This is a genomic window from Pseudomonas hefeiensis, assembly GCF_030687835.1.
Taxonomy (GTDB): Bacteria; Pseudomonadota; Gammaproteobacteria; order Pseudomonadales; family Pseudomonadaceae; genus Aquipseudomonas; species Aquipseudomonas hefeiensis.
This window is the reverse complement of sequence record NZ_CP117449.1, coordinates 3,615,296-3,641,604: the sequence shown is the minus strand read 5'-3', so window position 1 is coordinate 3,641,604 and position 26,309 is coordinate 3,615,296. Positions and strand designations below refer to the sequence as shown.

General features: G+C 62.3%; 22 protein-coding genes and 1 pseudogene. 7 read left to right on the top strand and 16 right to left on the bottom strand.

All coding sequences use genetic code 11. The features are described from left to right. Nucleotides 1–97: 97 nt before the first annotated feature. The 12 genes and pseudogenes from PSH57_RS16190 to PSH57_RS16135 all read right to left on the bottom strand — a co-directional run bounded on the left by PSH57_RS16190 (nucleotide 98) and on the right by PSH57_RS16135 (nucleotide 11,414). On the bottom strand, nucleotides 98–1,126 hold the full coding sequence (locus PSH57_RS16190; protein WP_305384132.1) for a trans-3-hydroxy-L-proline dehydratase: 1,029 nt from the start codon (nucleotides 1,124–1,126) through the stop codon (nucleotides 98–100). Between the two features lie 151 nt (nucleotides 1,127–1,277). Then, nucleotides 1,278–2,002, bottom strand: a pseudogene (locus PSH57_RS16185) (amino acid ABC transporter ATP-binding protein). Then, complete coding sequence (locus tag PSH57_RS16180) at nucleotides 1,995–2,645, bottom strand: amino acid ABC transporter permease (protein WP_305384129.1); 651 nt, start codon at nucleotides 2,643–2,645, stop codon at nucleotides 1,995–1,997. The pseudogene PSH57_RS16185 and the gene PSH57_RS16180 overlap by 8 nt, the downstream one beginning before the upstream one ends. Before the next feature lie 24 nt (nucleotides 2,646–2,669). Next, nucleotides 2,670–3,335, bottom strand: a complete 666-nt coding sequence (locus PSH57_RS16175; protein WP_305384128.1) for an amino acid ABC transporter permease — start codon at nucleotides 3,333–3,335, stop codon at nucleotides 2,670–2,672. Further along, the gene (gene lhpI, locus PSH57_RS16170) at nucleotides 3,328–5,106 is read right to left on the bottom strand and encodes a cis-3-hydroxy-L-proline dehydratase (RefSeq protein ID WP_305384127.1); all 1,779 of its coding nucleotides are present in this window, start codon (nucleotides 5,104–5,106) and stop codon (nucleotides 3,328–3,330) included. The genes PSH57_RS16175 and lhpI overlap by 8 nt, the downstream gene beginning before the upstream one ends. 10 nt (nucleotides 5,107–5,116) lie before the next feature. Continuing rightward, the gene (locus tag PSH57_RS16165; protein ID WP_305384126.1) at nucleotides 5,117–5,935 is read right to left on the bottom strand and encodes an ABC transporter substrate-binding protein; all 819 of its coding nucleotides are present in this window, start codon (nucleotides 5,933–5,935) and stop codon (nucleotides 5,117–5,119) included. A 231-nt stretch (nucleotides 5,936–6,166) separates the two neighbouring features. After that, complete coding sequence (locus tag PSH57_RS16160; protein ID WP_305384125.1) at nucleotides 6,167–6,916, bottom strand: AraC family transcriptional regulator; 750 nt, start codon at nucleotides 6,914–6,916, stop codon at nucleotides 6,167–6,169. A gap of 188 nt (nucleotides 6,917–7,104) precedes the next feature. Next, nucleotides 7,105–8,361, bottom strand: a complete 1,257-nt coding sequence (locus PSH57_RS16155; RefSeq protein WP_305384123.1) for an NAD(P)/FAD-dependent oxidoreductase — start codon at nucleotides 8,359–8,361, stop codon at nucleotides 7,105–7,107. Continuing rightward, complete coding sequence (locus PSH57_RS16150) at nucleotides 8,358–8,594, bottom strand: 2Fe-2S iron-sulfur cluster-binding protein (protein ID WP_305384121.1); 237 nt, start codon at nucleotides 8,592–8,594, stop codon at nucleotides 8,358–8,360. The genes PSH57_RS16155 and PSH57_RS16150 overlap by 4 nt, the downstream gene beginning before the upstream one ends. Then, nucleotides 8,587–9,702, bottom strand: a complete 1,116-nt coding sequence (locus tag PSH57_RS16145) for an NAD(P)/FAD-dependent oxidoreductase (protein WP_305384120.1) — start codon at nucleotides 9,700–9,702, stop codon at nucleotides 8,587–8,589. The genes PSH57_RS16150 and PSH57_RS16145 overlap by 8 nt, the downstream gene beginning before the upstream one ends. Next, nucleotides 9,699–10,631, bottom strand: a complete 933-nt coding sequence (locus PSH57_RS16140) for a 4-hydroxyproline epimerase (protein WP_305384118.1) — start codon at nucleotides 10,629–10,631, stop codon at nucleotides 9,699–9,701. Before PSH57_RS16140 ends, PSH57_RS16145 begins: the two co-directional genes overlap by 4 nt. Before the next feature lie 111 nt (nucleotides 10,632–10,742). Further along, nucleotides 10,743–11,414: a GntR family transcriptional regulator gene (locus PSH57_RS16135; protein WP_305384117.1), complete on the bottom strand. Its 672-nt coding sequence runs from the start codon at nucleotides 11,412–11,414 to the stop codon at nucleotides 10,743–10,745. A 380-nt stretch (nucleotides 11,415–11,794) separates the two neighbouring features. On the opposite strand from PSH57_RS16135, the gene PSH57_RS16130 reads away from it, so the two are divergent. Continuing rightward, complete coding sequence (locus PSH57_RS16130) at nucleotides 11,795–13,936, top strand: TonB-dependent siderophore receptor (RefSeq protein ID WP_305384116.1); 2,142 nt, start codon at nucleotides 11,795–11,797, stop codon at nucleotides 13,934–13,936. A gap of 58 nt (nucleotides 13,937–13,994) precedes the next feature. Here PSH57_RS16130 and PSH57_RS16125 read toward each other — a convergent pair whose 3' ends face one another. Together PSH57_RS16125 and PSH57_RS16120 are read right to left on the bottom strand one after the other, a co-directional pair. Then, nucleotides 13,995–14,729, bottom strand: coding sequence for an SDR family NAD(P)-dependent oxidoreductase (locus tag PSH57_RS16125; RefSeq protein WP_305384115.1), 735 nt, complete (start codon nucleotides 14,727–14,729; stop codon nucleotides 13,995–13,997). Nucleotides 14,730–15,032: 303 nt separating this feature from the next. Continuing rightward, nucleotides 15,033–15,239: a tautomerase family protein gene (locus tag PSH57_RS16120; RefSeq protein WP_003202537.1), complete on the bottom strand. Its 207-nt coding sequence runs from the start codon at nucleotides 15,237–15,239 to the stop codon at nucleotides 15,033–15,035. Nucleotides 15,240–15,366: 127 nt separating this feature from the next. Here PSH57_RS16120 and PSH57_RS16115 point away from each other — a divergent pair, with 127 nt between their 5' ends. After that, complete coding sequence (locus PSH57_RS16115; protein WP_305384113.1) at nucleotides 15,367–16,290, top strand: LysR family transcriptional regulator; 924 nt, start codon at nucleotides 15,367–15,369, stop codon at nucleotides 16,288–16,290. Nucleotides 16,291–16,492: 202 nt separating this feature from the next. Here the strand turns inward: PSH57_RS16115 and PSH57_RS16110 are convergent, their stop codons facing one another. Next, the gene (locus PSH57_RS16110) at nucleotides 16,493–16,927 is read right to left on the bottom strand and encodes a nuclear transport factor 2 family protein (RefSeq protein WP_305384111.1); all 435 of its coding nucleotides are present in this window, start codon (nucleotides 16,925–16,927) and stop codon (nucleotides 16,493–16,495) included. Nucleotides 16,928–17,145: 218 nt separating this feature from the next. Here PSH57_RS16110 and PSH57_RS16105 point away from each other — a divergent pair, with 218 nt between their 5' ends. After that, nucleotides 17,146–18,048: an ADP-ribosylglycohydrolase family protein gene (locus PSH57_RS16105; protein WP_305416698.1), complete on the top strand. Its 903-nt coding sequence runs from the start codon at nucleotides 17,146–17,148 to the stop codon at nucleotides 18,046–18,048. An 81-nt stretch (nucleotides 18,049–18,129) separates the two neighbouring features. On the opposite strand, the gene PSH57_RS16100 is transcribed toward PSH57_RS16105, so the two are convergent. Then, entirely contained in the window at nucleotides 18,130–19,026 is an 897-nt protein-coding gene (locus PSH57_RS16100) for a LysR family transcriptional regulator (RefSeq protein WP_047228988.1), read from the bottom strand. Nucleotides 19,027–19,133: 107 nt separating this feature from the next. On the opposite strand from PSH57_RS16100, the gene PSH57_RS16095 reads away from it, so the two are divergent. The 4 genes from PSH57_RS16095 to nahK all read left to right on the top strand — a co-directional run bounded on the left by PSH57_RS16095 (nucleotide 19,134) and on the right by nahK (nucleotide 26,185). Continuing rightward, nucleotides 19,134–20,408 carry a glucarate dehydratase family protein gene (locus PSH57_RS16095; protein ID WP_305415920.1) on the top strand — a complete coding sequence of 425 codons (1,275 nt, stop codon included), beginning with the start codon at nucleotides 19,134–19,136 and terminating at the stop codon, nucleotides 20,406–20,408. A 516-nt stretch (nucleotides 20,409–20,924) separates the two neighbouring features. Next, nucleotides 20,925–22,109: a porin gene (locus tag PSH57_RS16090; RefSeq protein WP_305415918.1), complete on the top strand. Its 1,185-nt coding sequence runs from the start codon at nucleotides 20,925–20,927 to the stop codon at nucleotides 22,107–22,109. 340 nt (nucleotides 22,110–22,449) lie between these two features. Beyond that, the gene (nosP, locus tag PSH57_RS16085; RefSeq protein ID WP_305384108.1) at nucleotides 22,450–23,613 is read left to right on the top strand and encodes a nitric oxide-sensing protein NosP; all 1,164 of its coding nucleotides are present in this window, start codon (nucleotides 22,450–22,452) and stop codon (nucleotides 23,611–23,613) included. Further along, the gene (gene nahK / locus PSH57_RS16080) at nucleotides 23,543–26,185 is read left to right on the top strand and encodes a hybrid sensor histidine kinase/response regulator NahK/ErcS' (protein WP_305384106.1); all 2,643 of its coding nucleotides are present in this window, start codon (nucleotides 23,543–23,545) and stop codon (nucleotides 26,183–26,185) included. The genes nosP and nahK overlap by 71 nt, the downstream gene beginning before the upstream one ends. Nucleotides 26,186–26,309: the final 124 nt, after the last annotated feature.

Sequence of the window (26,309 nt, the reverse complement as noted above, 5' to 3'; positions counted from 1 at the left end):
CAGGCAACTCGGTGTGTCAGTGGAATCCAGAGGGGCTGCTTCGCAGCCCAGCGGGGATAAATCCCCTCGCCACAGGGGGATGTGCAAAGTTCGAAAGTCATGCGCCCGGCCAAGTATCCGAAAGCCGGTAGCCCTCGGGCCACGGATCGGCTGGGTCGAGCAGCAACTGATGCGTGCCGGTGATCCACGCGCGCCCGGCGATGCACGGATAAATCGCCGGACGCCCGGCCACTTCGGTCAGCGAGTCGATACGGCAGTGGAACTCGGAGCCGATGATCGAGCGGCCGATGAAGCGCTCACCCACCTGCATCAACCCCTTGGCGTGCAACACCGCCATGCGCGCCGAGCAACCGGTGCCGGTGGGGGAGCGATCGATCTTGCCGGGCTGGATCACCACGGCGTTGGCAGCGCTGGCGATGCCGTGCTCCAGGACGATAGGCGCGGCGATCTGGCAAAACGAGATATGCGACCAGTCGGGGTTCAAAGGATGCACAAAGCCCAGTTGTTCGTTGGCGGCCCGGGTGATTTTCAGCCCCGCGGCCACCAACTCGGCCGCTTCATCGGGGCGGATGGCAAAACCCAGGCGCTGGGCGTCGACGATGACGAAACTGTCGCCGCCGTAGGCGGTGTCCACCTGCAGCGAACCCAGCCCCTCGACTTCGATCCAGGCATCGAGGCGGTCGACGAAGGAGGGCACGTTCCTGATTTCCACGCGCTGGACTTTGCCATCGCGGCAGTCGGCCACCGCTTCGATCAGCCCGCCGGGCGCTTCGAGGACCAAGCGCGTCTGGGGTTCGGTCATCGGCAGGATGCCGCTGTCCAGCAACACGGTGGCGACGCACAACGAGTTGGAACCGGACATCGGCGGTGTGTCGGCCGGTTCCATGATGATCCAGGCCATCTGCGCCCGTGGGTCTTTGGCGGGCACCAGCAGGTTGACGTGGCGGAATACGCCACCACGGGGCTCGTTAAGCACGAAGTTACGCAGGGTCTGGTCCTGGGCGATCCAGCGTGACTGTTCCCATACGGTGGCGCCGGGCGGCGGGGCGACGCCGCCGACAATGACGTCGCCGACTTCGCCTTCGGCATGGCAGCTGACTACATGGATGATTTTCGATGAGCGCATGGGGGCGATCCTTGTGTTGTCTTATAGGGCCTCATCGCGGGCAAGCCTTGCTCCCACAGCGTTCTGTGGCTGGGGGCAAGCCTTTCCCACAGAGGTCTGTGGCGTACACAAATCAGTGTGGGAGCGAGCCTGCTCGCGATGGGGCCATCCGCTATTTCACCGACTTGAGAAACGCCGCCGTCTCCGGCTGCACAGGGTTGCCAATCACCTGGTCCGGCGGCCCGATTTCATGGACCCGCCCGTCGCAGAAGAACGCCACGCGGTCGGACACGTCCCGGGCGAAGCGGATCTCGTGGGTCACCAGCACCATGGTCATGCCGTCTTCGGCGAGCATGCGCATGGTGTCCAGCACTTCGCCCACCAGTTGCGGGTCCAGGGCCGAGGTGGCTTCGTCGAAGAGCATGTAGTCTGGGGACATCGCCAGGGCCCGGGCGATCGCCATGCGCTGTTGTTGACCACCGGAAAGCTTTCCGGGGAAGGCCTTGAGCTTGTCCCCCAGGCCCACATGCTCCAGCTGTTGCAGCGCCAGCGCTTCGGCGTCCTGCTTGCTTTTGCCCAGCACCTTGCGCGGTGCCAGCATCACGTTTTCCAGCACCGTCAGGTGGGGGAAAGCGTTCCATTGCTGGAACACGATGCCAAATCTTTTGCCGCAAGCGGTTCAGGTCGGTGGCGCGGTCGTGGACCTCGATGCCGTCCACGCGGATGCTGCCTTTGTGGATCGGCTCCAGACCATTGATGCACATCAGCAGGGTCGATTTACCGGAGCCGGAGCCGCCGATGATCGACACCACTTCGCCTTTGTCCACCGTCAGGCTCACGCCCTTGACTACTTCCAGCCTCGCCGAAGGATTTGTGTACGTTCTCGATCTCAATCATTTTCCTGCCACCTTCTTTCCAGACGTGCGCCAAGGCGGGCGACCACCAGGCTCATGACGTAGTAAATGAGGCCCGCGATGCACAGCACCAGCAGTGGTTCCTGGATGCGGGTGACGATGGTTTGCGAGGCGCGCAGCAGTTCGACGATGCCGATCCACATCACCAGCGCGGTGTCTTTCATCACGCCCAACACCAGGTTCAGCCAGCCAGGGAAGGCAACCCGCGTGGCAATCGGCAGGACGATGTAGCGCAGATCCTGCAGGTAACTCAGGCCCAGGGAGCGACTGGCCCGCCGTGTACTCAACGGCACCGCCAGCACACCACCGCGCACGATCTCGGTGAAGTACGCAGCGGCGTAGACCCCGAGCACGATGCACCCGACCGCGAAGGCGCTCAGGTTCAGGCCGACGATGCTCTTGAGGGCGTTGAACAGCACGAACTGGATCAGCAGCGGTACGCTGCGAAATACGTCCAGTACCCAGGCCAGTGGCAGGCTGGCCCGCGGCAGCAATGCCCGCAGCAGGCCGAACAGCAAGCCGGCCAGGGAGCCCAGCAGGATCGACCAGGCGGTCAGTTGCAGCGTGACCCAGGCCCCGTCGAGCAAGAACAGCAGGTCGTTAACGGTGAGGCTGGTTTCAAACATGACGAGCCCTCAATAACGAAACACTCAATAACGGAACAGGCGCCAGGACAACAGCCGGGCCAGCCCGACGATCAGCTTGGCGATCAGGTAATACAGCACCGCCGCGAGGGCGAAGTATTCGAAGGTGCGGAAAGTCTTGACGTTGTATTCCTGAGTCACACCGGTGAGGTCGTTGTTCAGGCCCACGACCACACCTAGGGAGGTCATCAGCACTGCCCAGACCATCTGGTTGGTCAGCGGGTAGAACACGATGCGCAGCAGTTGCGGCACGATGATCATCCGGTAGGCCTGCCAGGCGCTCATGCCCAGGGAGCGGGCGGCGCGCATCTGTGTACTGGGCACGGCCTTGAGGCCGCCGCGAAAGTTTTCCGCCAGGTAACCGGCGTTGTTGAAGGTGATCCCGGCCAGCAACGCCAGCCAGGAACTGATGTGCAGCCCGAGGGAGCCGAGGCCGAAGTAGAGGATGTAGATCTGGAACAGCGAGGGCGTGTTGCGGGCGATCGACACCCAGCCATTGCCCACGCCACGCAACAGGGGATGGCGGGCCTGGCGCATCACCGTCAACATCAGGGCGATCAGCACGCCGAAGATCATCGACAACGCCGCGGTCTCGAAGGTGACCCAGGCCCCGGCGAGCATGTCGGGCAGGGCACGCAAGGCTGGGCGCCACTGGAAACTGTAGTCAAACATCGGTAGGGCTCCCCGTGCGAACAGTCGGTTGCAGCCACGTCGGCGGTTGACCGTTGGCCGTTGCGCTGCACGCGGCTTCGATGCACTGCGCGAGGCTGGCAAAGTGAACGCCGCGACCGACCAGGCCCGGTGCGTAATGGGCGTACTTGCCGGAGTTGGTCATCAGGGTGGTGGCGTCGGGCGGAATGACCGGCTCACCCAACATGCACCAGCAGGTGTCGGTGACCAGCAGCGCACCAAACGCTTCGATGGCCTGCAGATGGCCCGCCTCGCGAGCCTGTTCCAGTACCGCTCGGCCACAGGTGATCGCCAGCACCACTTCCGGATGTTTGTGGCGGCCTGCGCACAGGGCCGACAGGGCGGCGAATTCGCTGAGGGAAAAATGCGGGTTGCCCAGGGAGACCACGTCCACATGGCGGTGCCGGGCGCTATTGAGTTCGCGCCAACTGGCGAGCAGGCCGGCAGCGCTGACAGTGTCCTGCGCCAAGCTGATACCCGGCGCCAGGACGTCGGCAGGGTCGAGGGCCTCGGGCGTCACCCCGGCGATGTGGAACAGCGGCGCGGCGCTGGTGGTGGCGAACGCGGCACCGAAGGCTTTCAAGTCATCCCGCGTGGGGGCCGCGTGCTCCAGGCCGCGGATCAGCGGAATGCGCCGGCCCGTCAGGCTGCCGATGTGATAGCCCAGCAGCGGATAAAAACTGTCGTCCACGAGGCCCGGCGGTGGCACGTCGATAATCAGCGTGGCTTTGCGCTGCGCGTCAAGATGGCAGCCGGTCAATGGCGCGCGGCCGCAGAGGGCGATGCAGATGTCCAGGAAGTCCGGGTACTTCTGCGTGCGGGCACCGAGCACGCTGTTGGCGTAGACCACGGCGTTGGATTCGGCCCAGACGATTTGCTCGCCAGCCTTGGGCGCGCTGTCGAGCAGGTAGGGGGCACAGGTGTAACTCAACTGCGCACCCATTGCCATGTAAGCATCACCCAAGGCGCTGGCCGGCTCACCCAGGGCCGGGTCGACACCCAGTTCCCGCCAGCGCCGCTGGTCCACGGAGATTGAATTGAGGGTGGTGGGCACGCGCACCTTCGCGCCCCACTGCACCAGTTGTTCGGCAAAACGCAGGCTGGCCGGGCCGGTATAGATGCAGCCATCGATGTGGGCCTGGGTTACATCCAACAGTTGTGTGGCACCCTGGATCTCGGCCATGCGCAATACAATGTGCATCGCGACCTGGGCCGCCTTGCCGTGGGTGCCGTCCAGCAGCGCCTGGTCCTGTTCACTGAGGCTGATGGTTGAACAGTTGAGTGCGGTTATTGGGACGTCCGCCCCATGCCAGCCATCGTGGGGACGCTGACCCGACAAGGTCAGGCAAGCGCCTTCAATGCGCACAAAACCCTGGCCGCGCAACCGCTTGAAGGCCTCGTGCCCGACACACACCACCGGTAGGGAACGCTGGAAAATCACCTGCGCCATCAGCACGCCCAGGGTCAGGATTTCATCGGCCTCGGCCAGCACCAGAGCGGCAGGTGCGTGGCCGTTGCTGATCAGCTCCATCAGCACGCTGCTGCCGGTGCAGGAGCCGCGCCCGCTGGGAATCGCCAGCACGCGCCCGGCCAGGCGTTCGCCGCTCAGCGGATGATGGCGATCAATGACCTCGCCGCTGGCCGGATCGACCCCGCCCCAGAAGCTCAGGCCCACCTCGGCGTACAGCAGGGCGCCCTGGGCGGCACCCTCCACCAGACTTCGGCCCGTCACACGGGTAGGCGTGCTTGGCATGCTCCAATCCTCAGTAGTAAACCTGCGGCACGACCAGGTCGGCCGGCGGGATGTCGCTGCCCACCCATTTGACGAACAGCTCCTTGTAACGGCCGGTGCGCACCTGCTGGTTGACGAAGAGGTTGAGGTAGTTGATCAGCCCGTACTCGTTGCGCTTGGCGCCAAGGGACACGTAGTCGATGACATAGGGCGCGTTGCCTGCGATTTTCAGGTTCTTGTACTTGCCCGACTTGATGGTCGCGGCCGCCACGGTGTTGGTCACCACGGTCGCATCGATGTGTCCCTGGGCGACGGCCAGCAGCGTGTCGTTCTGCGACTGGTAGGCGCGGAAACTGCCGCTGCCCCAACTTTTCTGGTCTTTTTCCAGGGCGATGGCTTCATAGGTGCCGCTGGTGTTACCCAAGGGCTTGCCCTTGAGGTCGTCGTAGCTGTTGATGCCGGTGTCGTCGCGGGTCAGCACCACCATCTGGAATGCGAAGTAGGGCACGGTCAGGCCCACGGTCTTGGCCCGTTCCAGGGTGTCGGAGGTGGAGGCGACGATTACGTCCGCACGGCCGGAAATAAGCGCCGGGATGCGGTCCGGGAACGGCGTTTCCACCACTTCGGCCTCCACGCCGAGGACTTTCGCCAGGTCGTGGCAGTAGTCCACGTCAAAACCAGCCGGTTTATTGCCTGCGTCACGAAAACCCATGGGCGGAAAGTCCAGGGTCACGGCGCAGCGCAGTTTGCCGGTGCCGATGATGTCGTCGAGTTTGTCGGCGTGAGCGGTGGCGATGAAAAGGGGCGTGAGGGCAACGCTCAGGGCTACGGCCAGTGCAGGGTTTTTCATAAATGCCTCGCTGTCGAATAAATGCGGTGAGATATCGTATTGAGGATTTCGTATACGATATTAGATTAAGCAATCAGCGTGCCTGTTTGAGATAGACTCGGTGGCCATCGGTAAGGCATTGATGTGCTTGCATTAAAAGACACGGTGCTGCGCCGGGCGCCATTAATGCTTCAGTGCGGTGTTACAGATAGGAGCAGTCGCGGGGCTCTATGCCCCACCAGGGAACACCGATCAGCGCTGATTTTCGCGATACTGGCTGGGCGAAAGGCTGGTCAAGGCGCGGAACTGCCGGCTGAACGCACTGTGATCGGTATAGCCGCAGCGCAAGGCGATTTCGGTGATGGGCAGGTCGTGGTCCAGTAATAACCGCGAGGCTTCTTCCAACCGCGCTTTGTGGATCATCTGCCGGGGCGTGAGCTGGAAGATGCGCTTGCAGTGGCGCTCCAATTGCGCCACCGACAATCCGGCGATGGTGGTCAGGTCGGCAAGGCTGATGGGGTGGGCGAAGTGCTGCTTGATATGGGCATCCACCGCCGCCAGTTTCTGGAACGCCGGGTGGCTTGACTGTGGCAGTTGCAGGTCCCGGGAAACGCCGGCCAGGCCGACGATCTGGCCGTTCGGCTCGTGCAGGGCGAGTTTATGGGTCAGGCACCACACCGGTTGATTGCCGTAATACAGGTGCAATTCGAGCTGGTCGGCCAGTTCCCGACCGCTGGCCAGCACCCGTCGGTCCTGTTCGGTGTACAGCGGGCCGAAACGCTCGGGAAAGACCTGCTCGGCGGTGAGCCCCAGCAGGTCAGCGCTTTGTTTGAAGCCGCAACGCCGGGCCAGGGTCTGGTTGACGAAGGCGTAGCGGGCTTGCCTGTCCTTGATGAAAAACACCACGTCCGACAGGGTGTCGAGCAACGGCGCGATGGGTTGCAGGCTGCTGAGCAGGGTAGGCAGATCGCAGGGGGCGAAGGACGTGAGCGTGGGGTACATGGCGTCAGGTTTCTGAGGGGACGCAGGGATCATAGGGGCAAAGTCATCGAGGCAGGAAGTCCAGGCCTAACGCGGTCCACTGTGGGAGCGGGCTTGCTCGCGAAAGCGGTGGGTCAGCTTGCATCGATGCCGGATATGCCGACGCATTCGCGAGCAAGCCCGCTCCCACAGAAGGATTTGGTGTGGCCTCAGGTTGTCGGGGGTTCTTCCAGATGCAGCAACGTCTCGATCCGCGCCGGGCTGAAGGGCGGGCGCGGCGTCGGTGAGGTCCAGCCGAACAGATGTTCCAGCGCGGCACCGCAGACCCGGCCCTGGCAGGCGCCCATGCCGCACCGGCTCGCCAATTTTGCTGCGCGCCAGTTTTGGTGGCCGGCCAACTCGCCATACGGCACGTCTTCGCAGCGGCACACCAGCGTGTCGTCCCGGGCCAGGGTCTTGAGTCGCGCGTTCAGGGCGAAGGCCTTGTTCAAAGCCCGGGCGAAACCTTGCCAGCGTGCTCGGCGAGGCCACAAGCGTTGGGCGGCGACGTTATTGCCGACGGCGCTGTGGCCGGCGATGGCGCCTTCCACCAGCGCCAGTTCGCTGCCACCGAACCCGGTGCATTCTCCGGCGGCGTAATGATCGCGGCGGGTGGTCGCTTGCCAGGCGTCAACAGCCAATGCCTGGCCTTCAAGACCGCAGCCCAGGGCCTGGCCGAGCTGAGTATTGGGAATGAGCCCGAAACCACAGGCAAGACGGTCGCAGGCCAGTTCAAGCGTCTGGCCCTGGTGCAGCAAGCGCACGCCTTCAAGCCGCTCGCGACCCAGGGCCTCCAGCACATGAGTGCCGGTGCGGTAGTGTGGATCGAAAAGGCTGAACGACTGCAAAAACTTACCCGGCCAGCGTGGCAACTGTGCGGCGAAACCGGCGACGGCGCCGCGACTGGCCTGCTCGGCGATCCGCAGCACCTGCGCTCCTTGATGCTTGGCGGTGGCGGCGCAGGCCAGCAGCAACGGCCCGCTGCCGGCGATCACCAGCCGTTCGCCGCGCACTGGCAGACCACTTTTGATCAACGCTTGTAAACCACCGGCAGCGGTCACCCCCGGCAGCGTCCAGCCGGGGAAGGGCAGCAGCAGTTCGCGCGCGCCGGTACACAGGATCAAGCGCTCGTAGGTAATCTGCCAGCCGCGCTCGGCATCTTCCACCAACAGGGTTTTATCGGCGGCGCAGGCGATGACTCGGGTGCCGGCGTGGCAGCGCACATTGGCGCAGGCCTGTAATGCGTTGCGCAGACGTCGGGCCTCGGCGGGGAGGTGAGCCTGGGGGCCGTCGCGCCAGATCTGCCCGCCCGGCAACGGGTTATCGTCCAGCAGCACAATGCGCGTGCCGCTGTTTGCCGCGGCCAGGGCGGCAGCCATGCCGGCGGGGCCGGCGCCGATGATCAACAGGTCGGTGGTTTCGTTCATGGTCGTGTTTGCACCTGCATGCCCTCGCGGCACAGCGTTTGGCAGGCCAGGCGCCGATGGCCATCGATCATCACCCGGCATTCCTGGCAAATGCCCATACCGCACAAGGGCGCGCGGCGCTGGCCGCTGACCGAAGTGCGGCTGCAACCGTCGGCTCCCAGGGCGAGGGCGGCGGCGACGCTGGTGCCGCTGACGACAGTGAGCGGGCGACCGTCCAGAAACAGATCAGGCATGAGCCGGTTCTCCCAGAAAACGTTGTGGCAGGTACGGTTGCGCCGCAAGCGGCGATGTTTCGTTGAACAGTTGCGCGGCCAGCAGGTCGGCCGTCGCGAGGGCTGTCGTTACGCCCAGCCCTTCGTGCCCCACTGCCAGCCACAAACCCTGGCGTTGCGGATGTTGCCCCACCAGCGGCAGGCCGTCGGGGCTGGCGGCGCGAAAACCGGTCCAGGCGCGGATGCCGTTCAGGTGTGCCAGGCCTGGCAGGTAATCGACGGCACGCTTGAGCATCTTTGCCAGCATCCAGCCTTCCACTTGCGGGTCGACGGTGCCGAACTGCCGCGAGGCACCGATGAACAGTTGCCCGGTCGGGCGCGGCTGGATATTGCACGCCACCGATGGACCGCTGGCGTTGTGGGCGCTGGTGACATACCCCAGCTCCACCAGGGTGTGGGAGACGGTGGCGGGGTAACGATCGGTGATCAACAAATGGCCCTTCTTGGCTTCGATCGGCAACTCCGGGCACAGCTCGGTGGCCTGGATGCCATTGGCGAGAATCACCGCTTCTGCGTTCAACCAGCGACCATCCTCAAGACGCACCCGATGGCCGTCCACTTCAACGACCTGGGCGCGCTGCTGATCGATATTGGCCGCGTCCAGCATCCAGCGCGCGGCAGCCGGCGCGTACAGGATTGCGTCGCCCTTGATCAGCAGGCCGCCCTCCAGACCTTCGCGCAGTTGCGGCTCACGCTGCTGCAGGGCCGCACGACCCATCAGCTCGCAGTCTTCGCCATGGGCCAGCAGGTTCAGGTACTTGCTATGGGCGACGGCCATTTCCTCGGCATTGGCCGCCAGCCACAGGGTGCCGTTGTTACGCCACGCGCAGGCGTCGGGCAGGGCCGGGGCCAACTGACGCCAGCGCTGCAGGGAATATTGACTGAGGGCCAGTTCCGCCGGGTTGTCGTCCAGCACCAGCAAGTGGCCCATGCCGGCGGCTGTGGCGCCGTGCCAACCGGCATCGAGTACCAGGACCTTCAAGCCTCGCCGGGCCAACGTCCGGGCGCACGCGGCGCCGATGATGCCGGCACCGATGATGATCACATCGGCGACGTGGTCTGCGTTCACGGAGTGATGCCCCAGGCGAAGGGATCATCCGGCTCAATGACCAGCGTGGTTTCGGCGCTGATATAGGCGCGGCCGCGAATGGTCGGCACGATGCGCTCGCCGTCGAGTTCATAGGAGCCTTCGAATTCACTGCCAATGACACTGGCCTGGCGCCAGATCTGCCCGGGTTGCAGTTTTCCGTCAGCGGCCAGGCACGCCAGTTTAGCGCTGGTGCCGGTGCCGCATGGGGAGCGGTCATATGCTTTGCCGGGGCAGAGCACGAAGTTGCGGCTGTCGGCTTGCGGGTCATCGGCGAACAGTTCGATGTGATCGATCAGGCCACCGTCCTCACCCCGTAACCCTTGCTGCTCCAGGGCCTGCTGCACGGCGTAGGTGTAGGCGGTCAGCGCGTCGAGATTGTCGCCCGCCACGCGCTGGCCATGATCGGCGATCAGGAAAAACCAGTTGCCGCCCCAGGCCACATCGCCCACCACCGGGCCGATCCCGGGCACCTCCAGGCTCAGGGCCTTGCGGTAACGGTAGGCCGGCACATTGCGTACGCTGACCGAACGATCCTCATGCAAGGTCGCTTGTACCGTGCCCACCGGGGTTTCGACGGTGTGTACGCCAGGGCCAATCTTGCCCAGGTGTGCCAGTGACGTCACCAGGCCGATGGTGCCGTGGCCGCACATGCCCAGGTAGCCGCTGTTATTGAAGAAGATCACCCCGGCACAGGCGCTCGGATCCTGCGGTTCACAGAGCAGCGCCCCCACCAGCACATCGCTGCCCCGCGGTTCCAGCACGCAAGCGGTGCGCCAGGCGTCGTACTGTGTTGCCAGGCGCTGGCGGCGCTCGGCCATGCTGCCTTGGCCCAGGTCGGGAAAACCGTCGGTGACCAGGCGGGTCGGTTCGCCGCCGGTATGGGAATCGATCACGGTGATGCGTTTCATGGGGGGCCACGTCCGTTCAGATGAATGACGGTAAGCGTGGCCCGTGCAGGAGCCTGGCGGCTTGATGAATTTAGCCAGCGCTCATGACGAAATCGGCACAGTAGCGGCGCATCAATGACTGGAGGGCAGGAACTCGAACAGCGTCTTGCAAACACCGGCGATGTGTTCGTCCAGTAACTTCACCGCCCGCTCCACATCACCGGCGCGGCAGGCCGCAATAATTTCCCGGTGCTCGTGGTCAGCGCGCTCCTTGCCGGCCGAAAGGCTCATCTGCATGCGCAGGTAGCGTTCCAGCTTGTCGTGGACTGAGCGGATCAAATTCACCAGGAAGGGCCGTTGCGCCGGCTCGTAGAGGCAGGCATGCAGTTGCCAGTTGAGTTCGGCCCACCGGCCCACGTCGTCCTCGCCGATGAATTCCTGGCAGATGCCCTCGGCGCGAGCAAACGTCGCTTCGGTCATGTTGGGAATTGCCAGGCGCAGCACCTTGTCTTCCAGCAGCATTCGCACCTCGAACATCTGCGCCAGCTCCGCTTCGGAAATGCGCGTGACCATCGCCCCGCGATTGCGCTGGAACATCACCAGTCCCTCGGCTTCGAGGCGCTTGAGGGCTTCGCGTACGGGAATCTTGCTGACGTTGAACTGCCGGGCGATGTCGTCCTGGCGAATGGGCTCGTCCTCGGCAAAATGCCCGGCCACGATGGCTTCGCGCAGATGGCGGGTGATGATTTCCGAAGTGGAAGGGGTGTTGCCCAGGTCAGGCAGATTGAACTTGGATAAGGTCACGGCGGCGGTCGTTTGGCTTGGTTGGGGATATGGTATACGACTTTGCCGGGCGTAGTGTCCCAGGGGACTCTGCACCGCTCCTACACCACTCCTGCAGCCTGGCAGGCAAGGGTTTGTGTTCAGCCGTGGGAGATTGTTCTGGCGCCATTGCGAGCAAGCTTTGCTCCCACAGGGGAGAGCAGGGGCCAATCACAAGACTTGTACCCGCCGAAGATCCCTGTGGGAGCAAAGCTTGCTCGCGATGGCTGACTAAGCAGTCACAAACACACCCGGCACTAATGGGAATAAATATCAAACAGTAATGAGTTGCTGTATCTTTCGCGACACATTCTTGTCAGCCTCCCGGTGTGGAGGCTTTTTTCCATTAGGATTGTGCATCGATGCGTCGGATTCTCGTTTCACTGTGTGTGCTTCAGGCTTATTCCGTTTCCACCTGGGCCGAACAGCCAGTCCCTGCCAAACCAGCCTCCCTTGAGTTGCAAGCCACGGATATCGTCGGTAACGCCGACTATGAATCGGCACAAGGTCCGGTGAAGGGCTATCGCGCCACCCGTTCGGCCAGCGCGACACGTACCGACACGGCGATTCATGAAACCCCACAGTCCATTTCCGTGGTTTCGCGCGACGTGGTGGAAGACCTCAGCGCCACCCGGCTGCAAGACGCGCTTGATTACGCAGGCGGGGTCGGCAGGGCGAACAACTTCGGCGGCCAGGGCCTGACCACATTCACGGTCCGCGGCTTTACCACGGGCGAGTTCTACCGCAACGGTTTTCCGATCAACCGCGGTTACCCGAACATGCCAGATGCCAACACCATCGAGCGCCTGGAAGTGCTGCGCGGCCCAGCGACGATGCTGTACGGTCGCGGCGATCCGGGCGGCACCTTCAACGTGGTGTCCAAGCAGCCATTGGCCGAACGCACCGTGACCCTGGGCAGCCAGGTCAGCGACCAGGGCATGCGCCGCGGCACCCTGGATGCCTCAGGCCCGCTGGACGAAGAAGGGCGCCTGGCTTATCGCCTGAACGTGGTGGGCGAGGGCGGCGATACGTTCCGTGATCACGTCGAGACCGAGCGCTACGGCATCGCGCCGGTGGTGACCTGGCAGGTCAACGACACCACGCGCCTGACCTTCGAAGGCGACTTCATGCGCAACAATGCGCCGCTGGACCGTGGCCTGACCCATTACGCTGGCCAGCGCGGCACCGCCTCGCGCGATACGTTCTTCGGCGAAAAAGACGCTGGCAAATTGCACAACGACAACAACATGCTCCAGGTGCGTTTCGAGCACATGCTCAACGACGACTGGACCCTGGCCGGCGGTACCCAATGGCTCGACGGCACCCTGCAGGGCAACGCGGTGGAAGGCAACGGCATCGCCGCCGACGGGCGTACCCTGGGGCGCAATTTCAACTATCGCAAACTGGAGTGGACTGACCGGGACACCCAACTCAACCTCACCGGGCATTTTTCCACGGGAGGGTTCGAGCACACGCTGTTGACCGGCATCGAGTATGAAGACTACGACTACCAGTCCATCATCAAACGTTCCGCCGCGGGGAGCAGTGCTTATCCGATCGATATCTTCGATCCGGTGTATGGCCAGCCACGCCCGGCGTTAACGCGCACACCCACAGATGACCAGGAAAACCTCAAGACGTTTGGTGTGTTCGTGCAGGATCAGGTGGCGCTGACTGAGCGCTTGAAGCTGTTGGCCGGGGCGCGTTTTGAGCGGTTCGAGCATCAGTACGAGAGTTTTGTCCCTCAGAACCCGCCTGGCAGTCGAAACTGGGACGTCACCGACAGCGCCGTCACCCCGCGCCTGGGTGTGATCTACGATCTGACCGACACCGTGGCTGTCTATGCCAATACCGCACGCTCGTTCAAACCCAACAACGGTGCCAGTCGCGAAGGCGGCGGGTTCAAGCCGGAAGAGGGCAAGTCTTATGAGATGGGGGTCAAGTGGGAAGCCCTGGATCGTCAGTTGAGTGTCGATGCGGCGGTGTACCAGATCGAAAAACGTAATGTGCTCACCACTGACCCAGTGGATTCCACCTTTAGCGTGGCCGCTGGCGAAGTGCGCAGCCGTGGTTTTGACCTGAACGTGGCGGGCAATTTGACGCCGCAATGGCGCGTGATTGGTGGTTACGCGTATGTGGATGCCGAAGTGACCAAGGACATCAATATCCCGTCCGGCACCCGCTTGCTCAACGTGCCCAAAAACACCTTCAGCCTGTTGAACGTCTACGAATTCCAGGACGGTGGCCTCAAAGGCCTGGGCCTCGGCCTGGGCGCCAAGTACGTCGATGAGCGGGCCGGCCAGACGGCAGCCAATGCGTTCTCCATGGACAGCTACACCGTGGTGGACTTGCTCGGTTACTACAAGGTCAACGAACGGATCCGCCTCAACCTGGACTTGAAGAACCTGTTCGACGCCGACTACGAAGAAGGCGCTTTCGGTAACGTCTATGCCTACCCAGGCGCACCGCGAACCGTGCAGGCCGGCATCTCCTACACGCTCTAAGTTCTGTGCTTCATAAAAACCCCGGAGGTTGTGCCTGCGGGGTTTTTCTTTTGCCTGTTTACCACTTGCCTGTGCTCATCCCGCCGTCTACCGGCAGTATCGCGCCCGTCGTGAAATCAGCGCCCGCCAGGTACAACACGGCCTCGGCAATTTCCTCGATGGTACCCACGCGACCGGCCGGTGCCAGGTGGTTGAGAAACTCGCGATGGGCCGGGTCATGCATGGGCGTGTCAATGATGCCCGGTGCAACCGCGTTGACCTTGATGTTGTGAGGCGACAGCTCCAGCGCCAGGGCACGCGTCATCTGGTTGACACCACCTTTGATCAACACCGGCAGCGCCGCCGGCACCTGGATGTTCGGTTGCAGAGCCACGGCGGCCGAGATGTTGATGATGAAACCTTGCTGACGACCGATCATGTGCGCGGCAGCCGCCTGGCTGGCGAAGACCAGACCCTTGAGGTTGGTGTCCAGCAGCGCTTCCAGGTCCTGGGGGCTGTATTCGATGAAGGGTTTTGGCAGGAAGAAACCGGCATTGTTCACCAGCCCGTCAACCGCTGCAAAAGCCTCGATGGCCTTGGCGATAAGCCGGGTTGAAGTGGCCGGGTCAGCGATATCACCGGCCACGCCAATGAAATTCTCCTGATGGCCGAGCTGTTGCGCGGCGCTGTCCAGGCCGGATTGGGAGCGGGCATTGCCCACCACGTTATAGCCCCGATCCAGGAACGCCTGGACCAGCCCCAGGCCGATGCCGCTGGACGCGCCGGTGATGATGACGGTTTTGTTGAGGCTCATGATTGAACTCCTGATCAGTTGAATTGAAACCGTTGCGCCGATGTTGGCGGTGGTTGAGATCAGGGTATTGGTGCGCTTTGGTTTGATAAATACGGGGGCTGGTACTTGAGTTGATACGTCATGTAATCAATTGTTTGATCACCACCAGCTAGTGTGGGAGCGGGCTTGCTCGCGAATGCGGTGGGTCAGCCACCGAAGTTTTGACTGATACACCGCATTCGCGAGCAAGCCCGCTCCCACAGGGTTAATCACCAGGCACAAGAAAGCCCGGTCAGTTGGACCGGGCTCGGGAATGTAGAACCGTCACTCTTTGGGAAGGCTTCGGTATTGCGTCGTCGTCATACCCGCGTAACCCCAGTTATCGGTATCGACTTCCTCGATCACGATGTGGGTCAAGTGCGGATCCTTACCCAGCACCCGCTGGAGGGTTTCAGTGATTTCGGAAATGACTTGGGCTTTCTGCTCGCGAGTGACGCCGTCGCGGGTAATACGCACGTTGACGAAAGGCATGATGCACTCCTGCTGATGAGAAATGAGCGCAGGACGGTTCCCGCGCCACGAGGGCCACTATATTTATACGCCTGCGGCTGATAAACAGGTGTCTGGAAACTTCAGTTGATACGCGGTGTAACGAATCATGAAGCGTCATTTCGAAGACCTGCAGTTGGGCAGCATAGAACTGTTCTGCCTGGCGGCGGAGGCAGGGAGTTTCACTGCGGCGGCCCAGCTAGCCGGGGTGACTCCGGCGGCGGTGAGTCGCTCGATTTTCCGTCTGGAGGAGCGCCTGGGTTCGCGTCTTTTCGTGCGCACCACACGCAGCATCCGGCTGACGGAAGCCGGCAAGACCTACTTCGAGCAATGCCGGCAAGCGCTGACGCAACTGGTGGAGGCGCAACAGGAAATGATGGGCGCTCAATCGGTGCCGTCCGGGCAACTGCGCATCAGTCTTCCCACCACTTACGCTCATCACCGGATCCTGCCGTTGCTGCCGGCATTTCGGGCGCTGTACCCGCAAGTGACCGTGGACATTCACCTGAGCAACCGAAACATCGACTTCGTGGCCGAGGGTTATGACCTGGCGATCCGGGTGCGGGCCCAGCCAGACTCCTCCATGATCGCCCGGCTGCTCGAAGACGCGAAACTGGTGGTGGTCGCGTCCCCGGATTACTTGCGCAAGGCCGGCACGCCGCAGGTCCTTGAAGACCTGGACGATCACGAGTGCATTCAGTTCGAATTGCCCAGCAGCGGGCGGCGGATTTCCTGGTTGTTCAATGTCGAAGGCAAGGAAAAGGAGGTGTTCGGCGAAGGGGGTTATTGCTGTTCGGACGATGTGCTCGGCGGCGTGACGCTGGCCAAACATGGTGCCGGCTTGTTCCAGACCTACAAATTCATCGTGGAGCAGGAGCTGGCCAACGGGCAATTGGTGGAGGTACTTGCGCCTTTCGCGGGGCGCTCACGTCCGTTCACCTTGCTGTATCCCCACGGTCGGTACGTGCCGCAGCGGGTGCGCGCCTTTGTCGATTTCTTGCTGCAGTACCGCCAGCAATGGGCGGCGGATTGAAGTAACTGTGACCTGTGGCGAGGGGATTTATCCCCGCTGGGCGCGCGAAGCGGCCCCTGGCGCTCTGTCTGATACACCTGAATCGCCAGTTTGGGGCTGCTTCGCAGCCCAGCGGGGCGGTGCGACGTTTCGCTAAATCCCCTCGCCACATTGAATCCCAGCCGCTTCAAGTTAACTAACGGCGCCCACGGAGATTTTTAGGTCAGAACCGAAACGCCTGCCGCCCAATCAGCAACCACTTGCCATCCTTCTGCTTCTGCCAGATCAGAAAGTTCTCGATTTCCGTCGGGACCACTTCGGTGCCCTTGAGCGCCTGCGCGGAGAAGTGGTTGCGCACCAGGGCCACATCGCCTGACAGGGTGATTTTCTGATCCTTCATCTCCAGGGTCTTGAACGCGCTCTTGCCAGTTTCGATGTCGGCAATGAAGGCTTTCTTGTCCTGAATCTTCCCGCTGGAGTGCCCGTAGGTCAGGTTTTCGGCAGCCAGTGCCTGAAGTTGTGGGATGTCTTTGTGCAGCATGGCTTGGGTCAGATGGTCGACGGCCTGGGCCACTTCCTGTTCGGCCGGTGAAGGGGCAGCGGTTACATAACCGCTGAACAGGCACAGAAAGCTGATGACCAATGTGGCTTTTTTCATGGAGATTTCCTTGTTGTTGTAGGTATCAGGAACGCGAGCGAAGTGCGCTCGTACGTCATCGTACAACTTGTCTTCGAGTGGGGGAACAGCCGAGTGAATGTACGTTTCGATTTCGTAAAAAAGATTGCGTTCCGGCTCCTTGGGCATGTCCAGCCGTTATCATCTCGCTGGTTGCATGCAGCTCATGTGTGAACGAACTCGAAACAGAAGGAATCAGGATGTCTGCGACACTTTCAGACCGCTATCGCGGATGCTTACTGGGCTTGGCGTGTGGTGACGCCGTTGGCACGACTGTTGAATTCCAGCCACGGGGTTCCTTTACCCCGGTGACCGACATGGTCGGTGGCGGCCCCTTCAATCTCAAGCCTGGCCAATGGACCGATGACACATCGATGGCTTTGTGTCTGGCTGAGAGCCTGTTGCAAAAGCGTGGTTTTGATGCGGCTGACCAGATGGGCCGATACCTCAATTGGTGGCATTGGGGTTATCTGAGTTCCACGGGTGATTGTTTTGACATTGGTTTTACCGTGCGCGGTGCACTGGAACGCTATCAGTCCCATGGCGACCCATTCGCGGGGGATACCGCTCCTGATACAGCTGGCAACGGCTCGCTTATGCGACTGGCACCGGTCGTGCTGTTCTTTTATCCGGATCGCAAACGCATTCGCGATTTTGCGGCTCTGAGTTCACGCACAACCCATGGGGCAGCAGAGGCGGTGGAGTGTTGCCAGGTGTTGGCCGAAGTTATTGGCAACGCATTGACCGGCGCTTCAAAGGCGGATGTGTTGCATGTGTCGTCCGAGCAACTGACCGAGGCTAAAGTGATAGCGCTCGCCCAAGGGGCATATCAGGGAAAAGGTCGTAGTGAAGTGTCAGGCACTGGTTATTCGGTGGCTTCCTTGGAAGCGGCGCTGTGGTGCTTTCATCAGACGGACAGTTTCACTGATGCGGTGCTGGCCGCGACGAACCTGGGCGACGACGCTGACACCACCGCTGCCATTGTCGGTCAGGTGGCAGGGGCATTTTATGGGGTGCAGGCTATTCCCTCCCATTGGTTGCAGAAATTGTGGATGCGACAAGAGATTGAAGCCATGGCGGATGCGCTTCACCTGCAGGTCTGAGCCGCTTTTCAAGTAAAAGGTTTACGGCTCGCTGTGCATCTTGCGGAGTCAGCCAGCAGCACGGGCAATGTGGCTTCGCCTTCACAACCCTTCCCGAACCGCCCCGCGAATCCCCTCCAGCAGCATGGCAAACGCCGGGTTGTCATTGTCCTGGCGCCATACCAGGTGCAACTCGCTCTGCACCCCTTCACCCAGATCAATCTCGCGAAACACCACCTGCCTGAACACCACGCTGGTAGCGCACCGGGGCACCAGCGCCAGGCCCATGCCGGCGTTGACCAGTGCCAGGATCGTCAGCGAGGACCCCAGCCATTGCACGAACTGTGGCGCGACCCGGGCCGAGCGCAGCATGCCGGTGAGCAGTTCGTTGAAGGGCGGGTAGGCGGAGTGGGAGTACATCAGGAAGGGTTCACCGTCGAGATCCTCGACGCCCACCGAATCGGCACTGGCCAGCGGATGCCCGACAGGCACTGCCAGGACGAACGGCTCGCGCACCAGGCACTCGGTGGCGTAGCCGGTTTCCAGCAGTGGCGAGCGGACGATCCCCAGGTCGATGCGGCGGGCGCGCAGGGCCTCGTGTTGCTGGTAAGTGTTCATCTCCGACAGGACGATTTTTACCTGGGGCTGTTTCAGGCGGGCTTCGGCGATGACCTTGGGTAGAAACTCATACACCGCGCTGCCGACGAAGCTGATGGTGACCGAGCCGATGTCGCCCTGGGCAAACCGCTTGGCGGCCACGGCGGCTTGTTGCGCCTGCTCCAGCAGGTTCTGCGCTTCGATGAAAAACGCCCGCCCGGCGGCGGTGAGCGCCACGCTGCGAGTGCTGCGGGTGAACAGTTCGACACCCAGGTGATGTTCCAGCAACTGGATCTGCCGGCTCAGCGGAGGCTGGGTCATGTTCAGACGTTCGGCGGCGCGACGGAAATTGAGTTCGGTCGCCACCGTGGTGAAGCAGCGTAGCTGGGCCAGTTCAAACATTGATTCAATCCAGGTATCAATCAAGTGCCAAGTTAGATTAGACGGGAACAATACCCACCGTCCATCATCGGCCCGTTCTCTACAAAAACAATGATCGGAGCCGCTGCATGAAAATCACACGCGTCACCGTCACACCCATCGCCTTTCGCGATCCGCCGCTGCTCAACGCCAGCGGCATTCATGAGCCCTACGCGCTGCGTTCGATCATCGAGATCGAGAGCGACAACGGTTACATCGGCCTGGGAGAGAGTTACGGCGATGCGCCGGCCCTGGCGATCCAGCAGCAACTGCAAAGCCAGTTGATCGGGCTGGACCCGTTCAACCTCAACCAGTTGCGGGCCATCGTCCAGGCCACTGTGGCCGCCCACCGGCCCGCCAGCGTTGCCGGTGCGGAGCTGGCGCCGGGTTCCCATGCGAGCAAGGCGGTGAGCAATGCTTACTCGGCGTTTGAGGTGGCCTGCCTGGACCTGCAAGCCCATTACCTGAACGTGCCGCTGGTGGATCTGCTGGGCGGGGCGATTCGTGATGAGATTCCGTTCAGCGCCTATCTGTTTTTCAAGTACGCCGAGCACGTTGATTCGCCGTATCCGCCGGACAGTTGGGGCGAGGCGCTCAACGAACAGCAAATCGTTGCCCAGGCCCGGCGCATGATCCAGGACTACGGCTTCAAGAGCATCAAGCTCAAGGCCGGCACCCTGGAGCCGGAGCACGAAGTGGCCTGCATCAAGGCGTTGAAACAGGCTTTTCCCGGCTACCCGCTGCGCATCGATCCCAATGGCAACTGGTCGCTGGAAACCTCCATTCGCATGGCCGAGCTGCTGGGCGATGACCTGCAATACTACGAAGATCCCACGCCGGGGCTCGAGGGCATGGCCGAACTGCACAGACGCACCGGCCTGCCGCTGGCGACCAATATGGTGGTCACCGATTTCGACGAGTTTCGTCGTAGCGTGGCGCTGAACAGCGTGCAGATCGTCTTGGCCGACCACCATTACTGGGGCGGGCTGCGAGACACCCAGGCGCTGGCGAAAATGTGCGACACCTTTGGCCTGGGGGTGTCGATGCATTCGAACTCCCACCTGGGCATCAGCCTGATGGCCATGGCCCACGTCGCGGCTTCGGTGCCGAACCTGGACTACGCCTGTGACACCCATTACCCGTGGCAGGAACCGGATGAAGAGGTGATCAAGGGCGGCAAGCTGCCGATTGTCGACGGTTGCGTGAAAATCACCCGTGCGCCGGGACTTGGGCTGGAGCTGGACCGCGATCAACTGGCCAAGCTGCATGAGCAGTTCCTCAGGTGCGGCATCCGCCAGCGCGACGACGTGCGGCAGATGCAGCGCTACAAGCCGGACTGGAAAGCCGTCAAACCGAGGTTCTGATACACCGCAGAGGGGCCTGCTGCACAGGCCAGCTGCACAGGCCAGCGGGAGCAAGGTCTGTGGGAGCAAGGCTCGCCCGCGATAGCCGCGCCGTGGTCGAACAGCTGAACCGCGTTATCGTTCATCGCGGGCAAGCCTTGCTCCCACAGACTTCCTACCGGCCTTGCTCCCACAGACTTCCTACCGGCCTTGCTCCCACAGCCTTCCTACCGGTCTTGCTCCCACAAACTTCCTGCAAGCCTTGCTCCCACAGATTTCCTACAGGTCTTGCTCTCACAGATACCCCCTTGCTACAAGTCGGTGCTACTCCAGCACCAACCCTACATTCCTCAGCCCCCCCCTGCGGCCCGCACCCAAAGTACCGCGCCCGTCGGCATCGCAGTCTTACACCCAAACTGCCGCGCCGGGCCGGCGCTTCCAAAGCATCCGCCAATTGCCTCCAAGGCAGCGTATGACGCGGCCTGACGCCTTTCGATAATCGCCTCCGACATCCCGTCTCATGTTGCGGAGCGCGCCATGCACAACAATAAAAATACTCGCCACCGTTTTTTGCCTGCAGTCATCGCCGGTCTTTCGACCCTTGGCCTGACGCCGTGGGCCCAGGCCGAAATCATGCTGTACGACAAGGACCAGACCACCTTTTCCACCGACGGCTACATCAACGCCTTTTACGTCAACAGCGATGTTGACCGGGCAGGGGAACAGTTCGACCGTCGACAGTCGCGGGTCAAGATGGGCTTCTTGCCCAACTACCTGGGCTTCAACATGGGCAAGCAGGTCGATGACCTCAAGCTCGGCGCCCGTGCCTCGTTCTGGGTGACCATCAACGACAGCGAAACCAACGGCACCGACACCGCCATCGACGTGCGGCAGTTCTACGGCACCGTCGCCAACCCACAGTGGGGCGAAGTGCTGATCGGCAAGGACTTCGGTCTGTTCGCCCGCTCCAACATTCTGCTGGACGAGTTGCTGGCCGGTTACGGCCAGGTCAGCGACACGCTTGGGCTGGTGGACGGTGGCGGCGTGTCGTTCGGCAACATCGGCAGCGGCTATCCGTATCCGTTCCCGACCTCGCAGATCACCTACCGTACACCGGTGATGGACGGTCTGCGGGTGGCGGTGGGCATCATGGACCCGGTGGACACCAACGACAGCAGTGCCACCGGCAAGGCCTACCAGGAGAATCCGCGTACTGAAAGTGAGGTGACCTACCAGTTCGACCTGGGCGGGGCGAAGATCTACAGCTGGCTCAACGGCAGCTACCAGACCTCGGACAACACCGACACCACGGTCGATTCAGTGACCTCCAAAGGCCTGGGCTATGGCGTACAGGCGAAGATGGGCGGGTTGTCGCTCACCGGGTCGGGGTTCCAGGCCAAGGGCATCAACCCGTTCTTCACCAACAATGCCGGCGAAGCGACGTTGCGCAATGTCGACAGCACCGGCTACCTGTTGCAGGGCTCCTACAAACTCGGCAAGAACCGCCTGGCGCTGTCCTACGGCAAGACCGAGGATGACGGCAATGGCGTGGTGGGCAGCGGCGCCGACTATGAAACCCGTGGCATCGCGCTGTTCCATGACGTCAACGACAACCTCAAGCTCGTGGCCGAATACAACCAGTTCGAAATCGCCGGCCACGACACCAGCGCCCAGAACGAAGACACCGACACCTTTGCGGTGGGGGCGGTGTTGACCTGGTAAAGACGATCCATCGGGAGCAATGCACAACCCTGTGGCGAGGGGATTTATCCCCGCTGGGCCGCGAGCGGCCCTAACCCGGCCTGTGCGTTGTACCTGGCACACCGAGGTGCCAGGTATTGGGGGTTGCTGCGCAACCCGGCGGGGATAAATCCCCTCGCCACAATAGCGGTTCAGAGTAAGCCTGGAGGAGTTTGTGGTGGCCCCAGCCGTGCGCATCGCGGCAGGGGCCGCCACTGTTCTCCTCCCATGGAAGCGTCTACCCGCTACCCAAGTAGCATTCGTGAGTCGGGCGCCGCTTCGTACACTCAAGGCTTCTGTCACGCACCCGTCGGAGGCGAAGATGCTAAAGGCCCAGAGCGAAGGTGTGATGAGCGCCATGTCCCAGGCAACGAACGTCCAGCAGGTTGCCCAGGAGCTGGCGCGGCAGTTGCTGCACCCGCACTTGGGTTTCGTGCTGTTTTTCTGCTCCGCCGAATACGATTTACCGGCTCTTGGCCAGGCGCTCTCACAGAGCTTCGGCGGGATTCGCCTGGTGGGCTGCACCAGCGCCGGAGAAATCACCAGCCAAGGCTATGGCCGCAACTGCGTCACAGCGGTGGGTTTCGATCACCGGCATTTTTCCATTGCCGCCGAGCTGATCGGGGAAATGGAGCGTTTTAGCCTGATCGACGCCCAGCAAATGGTCGAACGGCTGGCCAGCGGTTGCCGCAGCAATGCGCTGGCGCCGATCAAGGGCCACAGTTTTGCCCTGACCTTGCTCGATGGCCTGTCCAGTCGCGAGGAGATGGTGCTGGCGGCGCTGAGCGCGGCCCTGGGAGACATTCCGCATTTCGGCGGTTCGGCCGGCGACGACAACTACCTGACCCACACCCATGTGTACTACGAAGGTCAGTTCCACAGCGGCGCGGCCGTGGTGGTGCTGATCAACACCTGGCTGGATTTTGAGGTGTTCACCACCCATCACATCCTGCCTCGGGAGGAGAAGTTGGTCGTGACCGGGGCCGACAGCACCTCACGGCGTGTATATGAGCTCAACGCCGAGCCCGCCGCCGAGGAGTATGCCCGGCACATCGGCGTGCCGGTGAGCGCGCTGAACTATCGGGTCTTCGCCGCCCATCCGCTGGCGGTGCGCATCAACGACCAGTACTACGTGCGGGCGATCCAGCAGGTGCACCCGGACCTGAGCCTGAGTTTTTACTGCGCGGTGGAGAACGGCATCGTGCTCACGGCGATGACCCCAGGCCCTTTGCTGCACAACCTGCAAGAACTGTTCAGCGGCTTGCAGGAGCGTCTGGGTGACTTGCTGCTGACCATCGGCTGTGACTGTTTTCTTCGGCGCCTGGAGCTGGAAGACCGCGGTGGCCTGGAGCAGATCGGCCAGTTCCTGCGCGACCATCGCGTGATGGGCTTCAACACCTATGGAGAACAGTTCAATGGCATGCACATCAACCAGACCTTCACCGGAGTTGCCATTGCCCGCCATCGCGTCCCCGGCCATCGCTGACCTGCAGGCTCAGATCGCCAGCCTCCAGCACGAAAACCACAAACTGCGGCGCATCAACGATGCACTGATCGAACGGGTGGAGTCCGGCGTGACGCGGGGCAACGACCCGTATGCGGCGTTCCAGCATTCAGTGGTGCTGGCCGAGCAGGTTCGCGAACGCACCGACGCCCTGAACCAGGCCATGGCCGAACTCAAGGCCGGCAATCACCTGCTGGGCGAAGCGCGGTTGCGTGCGGAAACCGCCCACCGGCACCTGATCGATGCCATTGAGAGCATTTCCGATGCGTTTGTGCTGTTCGACGAGCAGCAACGCATTGTCCTGTTCAATAGCCGCTTCAAGGCGTTTTGGGCCCACAGTCGCGTGCGCATTATCGCCGGGATGCGCATTTCCGAGGTCAAGCGGCTGATGACCGCCAACGGGTTGTTCAGCGAAGAACCGCGTGGCCAGGCTGATGAGCATGTGCTCTACCGCTTGCAGAACGGGCGCTGGCTGCAAGTCAGCGAGCGGCCAACCCAGGAAGGCGGACGGGTGATCCTGTTTACCGACATCACCGACGTCAAACTCAGTGAAACCGTGCGTCGCGAACAGGCCATCGCGCAGAAATCGCACTTGTTGCAACGGGCAGTGGACAACCTTTCCCAGGGTGTTGCCATGGTCAATGCCCAGGGTGTGCTGGAGTTGTGGAACCGTCGTTTCCTGGAACTCAGCGGTCTGGCGCCGGTGGCGGCCCATCGGCCGTTTTCCGAGGTGATCGCCGACAGTGAACTGCAACTGTTGACCCCGGCCAGTCGCGACAGCAATGGCCGGCTTATCCACGAAAGCGAGCAGCGTCTGTCGGATGGTCGGGTCCTGGAGATTCGCACCCATCCGCTACCCACCGGCGGCTACGTCAACACCTTCACCGACATCACTGAGCGCTACCAGCACGCTGAGACCCTGAGCGAAAGCGAGCGCTGGATCCGCCTGATTACCGACCACGTGCCGGCGCTGATCGCCTACCTCAATGCCGACCTGGTCTACGAATTTACCAACAAAGTCTACGAGCAATGGTATTGCTGGCCCCGTGGCGTGATGCTCGGCCAGAGCCTGCGCGAGGCCCACAGCGAACAGCATTACCAGCGCCTGGAGGCCTACGTGGCCCGGGCTTTGGCCGGTGAGAGCGTGACGTTCGAGTTTGCCGAAACCAATATCAACAACCAGGAGCGCTATATGCTGCGCTCCTACGTGCCCAATCGGCTGGCCAATGGTGAAGTGGTGGGGATCTTCGTGCTGATCCGCGACATTACCGAACGGCGTCGTACCGCCGAGGCGCTGCACCAGGCCTACCAGAACCTGGAGCAGCGCGTCCAGGAGCGCACCGCCGAACTGACCACCCTCAATGACCAGCTATTGCGCGAAATTGACGAGCGCAGCCGCGTGGAGTTGCGCTTGCGCGAGGCCAAGCGCGAGGCCGAACAGGCCAACCTGTCGAAAACCAAATTCCTCGCGGCGGTCAGCCATGACCTGCTGCAACCGCTCAACGCCGCGCGGCTGTTCACCAGCGCCTTGCTCGAGCGCCGGGAGCCGGTGGCGAACGCGCAACTGGTGCGCAACGTCAGCCACTCGTTGCAGGACGTGGAAAACCTGTTGGGCACGCTGGTGGACATTTCCAAGCTCGATGCCGGGGTGATCAAGGCCGATATCGCGCCATTCGCCCTCAGCGAGTTGCTCGACAACCTGGCTGCCGAATACGTCCAGGTCGCACGCAGTGAGGGGTTGGAACTGCACTTTGTGCCGTGTTCGGCCCTGGTGCGCAGCGACATGCAGTTGCTGGCGCGGATCCTGCGCAATCTGCTGAGCAATGCCATTCGCTATACCCCCAGCGGGCGGGTGGTGTTGGGCTGTCGCCGGCACCGTCAGCGCCTGTCCATCCAGGTCTGGGACAGCGGCATCGGCATTGCCGAAAACCGCCTTGAGGAGATCTTCCAGGAGTTCAAGCGCGGCGATGTGCAGCGCCCGGATCAGGATCGAGGGTTGGGCCTGGGGCTGGCGATCGTCGAGAAAATCGCCGGGATCCTTGGGCACCGGATCCAGGTGCGTTCATGGCCGGGCAAGGGCTCGGTGTTCTCCATCGACGTGCCCCTGAGCGCCACCGCGCCCAAGCCGTTACCGAGCCTGGAGATGAGCGAGCCGATGCTTGAGCGCCTGCGCGGGGCGCGGGTCTGGGTGCTGGATAACGACGCAGCCATCTGCGCCGGCATGCGCACGCTGCTGGAAGGTTGGGGTTGTCGGGTGGTGACCGCGCTGTCGGAGCAGGACCTGGCGCGCCAGGTGGACAACTACCATGCCGAGGCTGACCTGCTGATTGCCGATTATCACCTGGACAACGAGCAGAACGGCGTCGACGCCGTGGCCCGGATCAACGCCCGCCGGGCCTCGGCGATCCCGGCCATGATGATCACCGCCAACTACAGCAACGAACTCAAGCAGCAGATCCGCGAACGCGGCCACACCCTGATGCACAAGCCGGTGCGACCAATGAAACTGAAGATTGCGATGAGTCATTTATTGGGCCAAACCCAGGGCCATTGAGCCGAACGCTGTTGTGGCGAGGGGATTTATCCCCGCTGGGCTGTGAAGCAGCCCCCTGGATCTGCCAGGCAGACCGAGTTCTTAGGTTTTAGGGCCGCTTCGCACCCCAGCGGGGATAAATCCC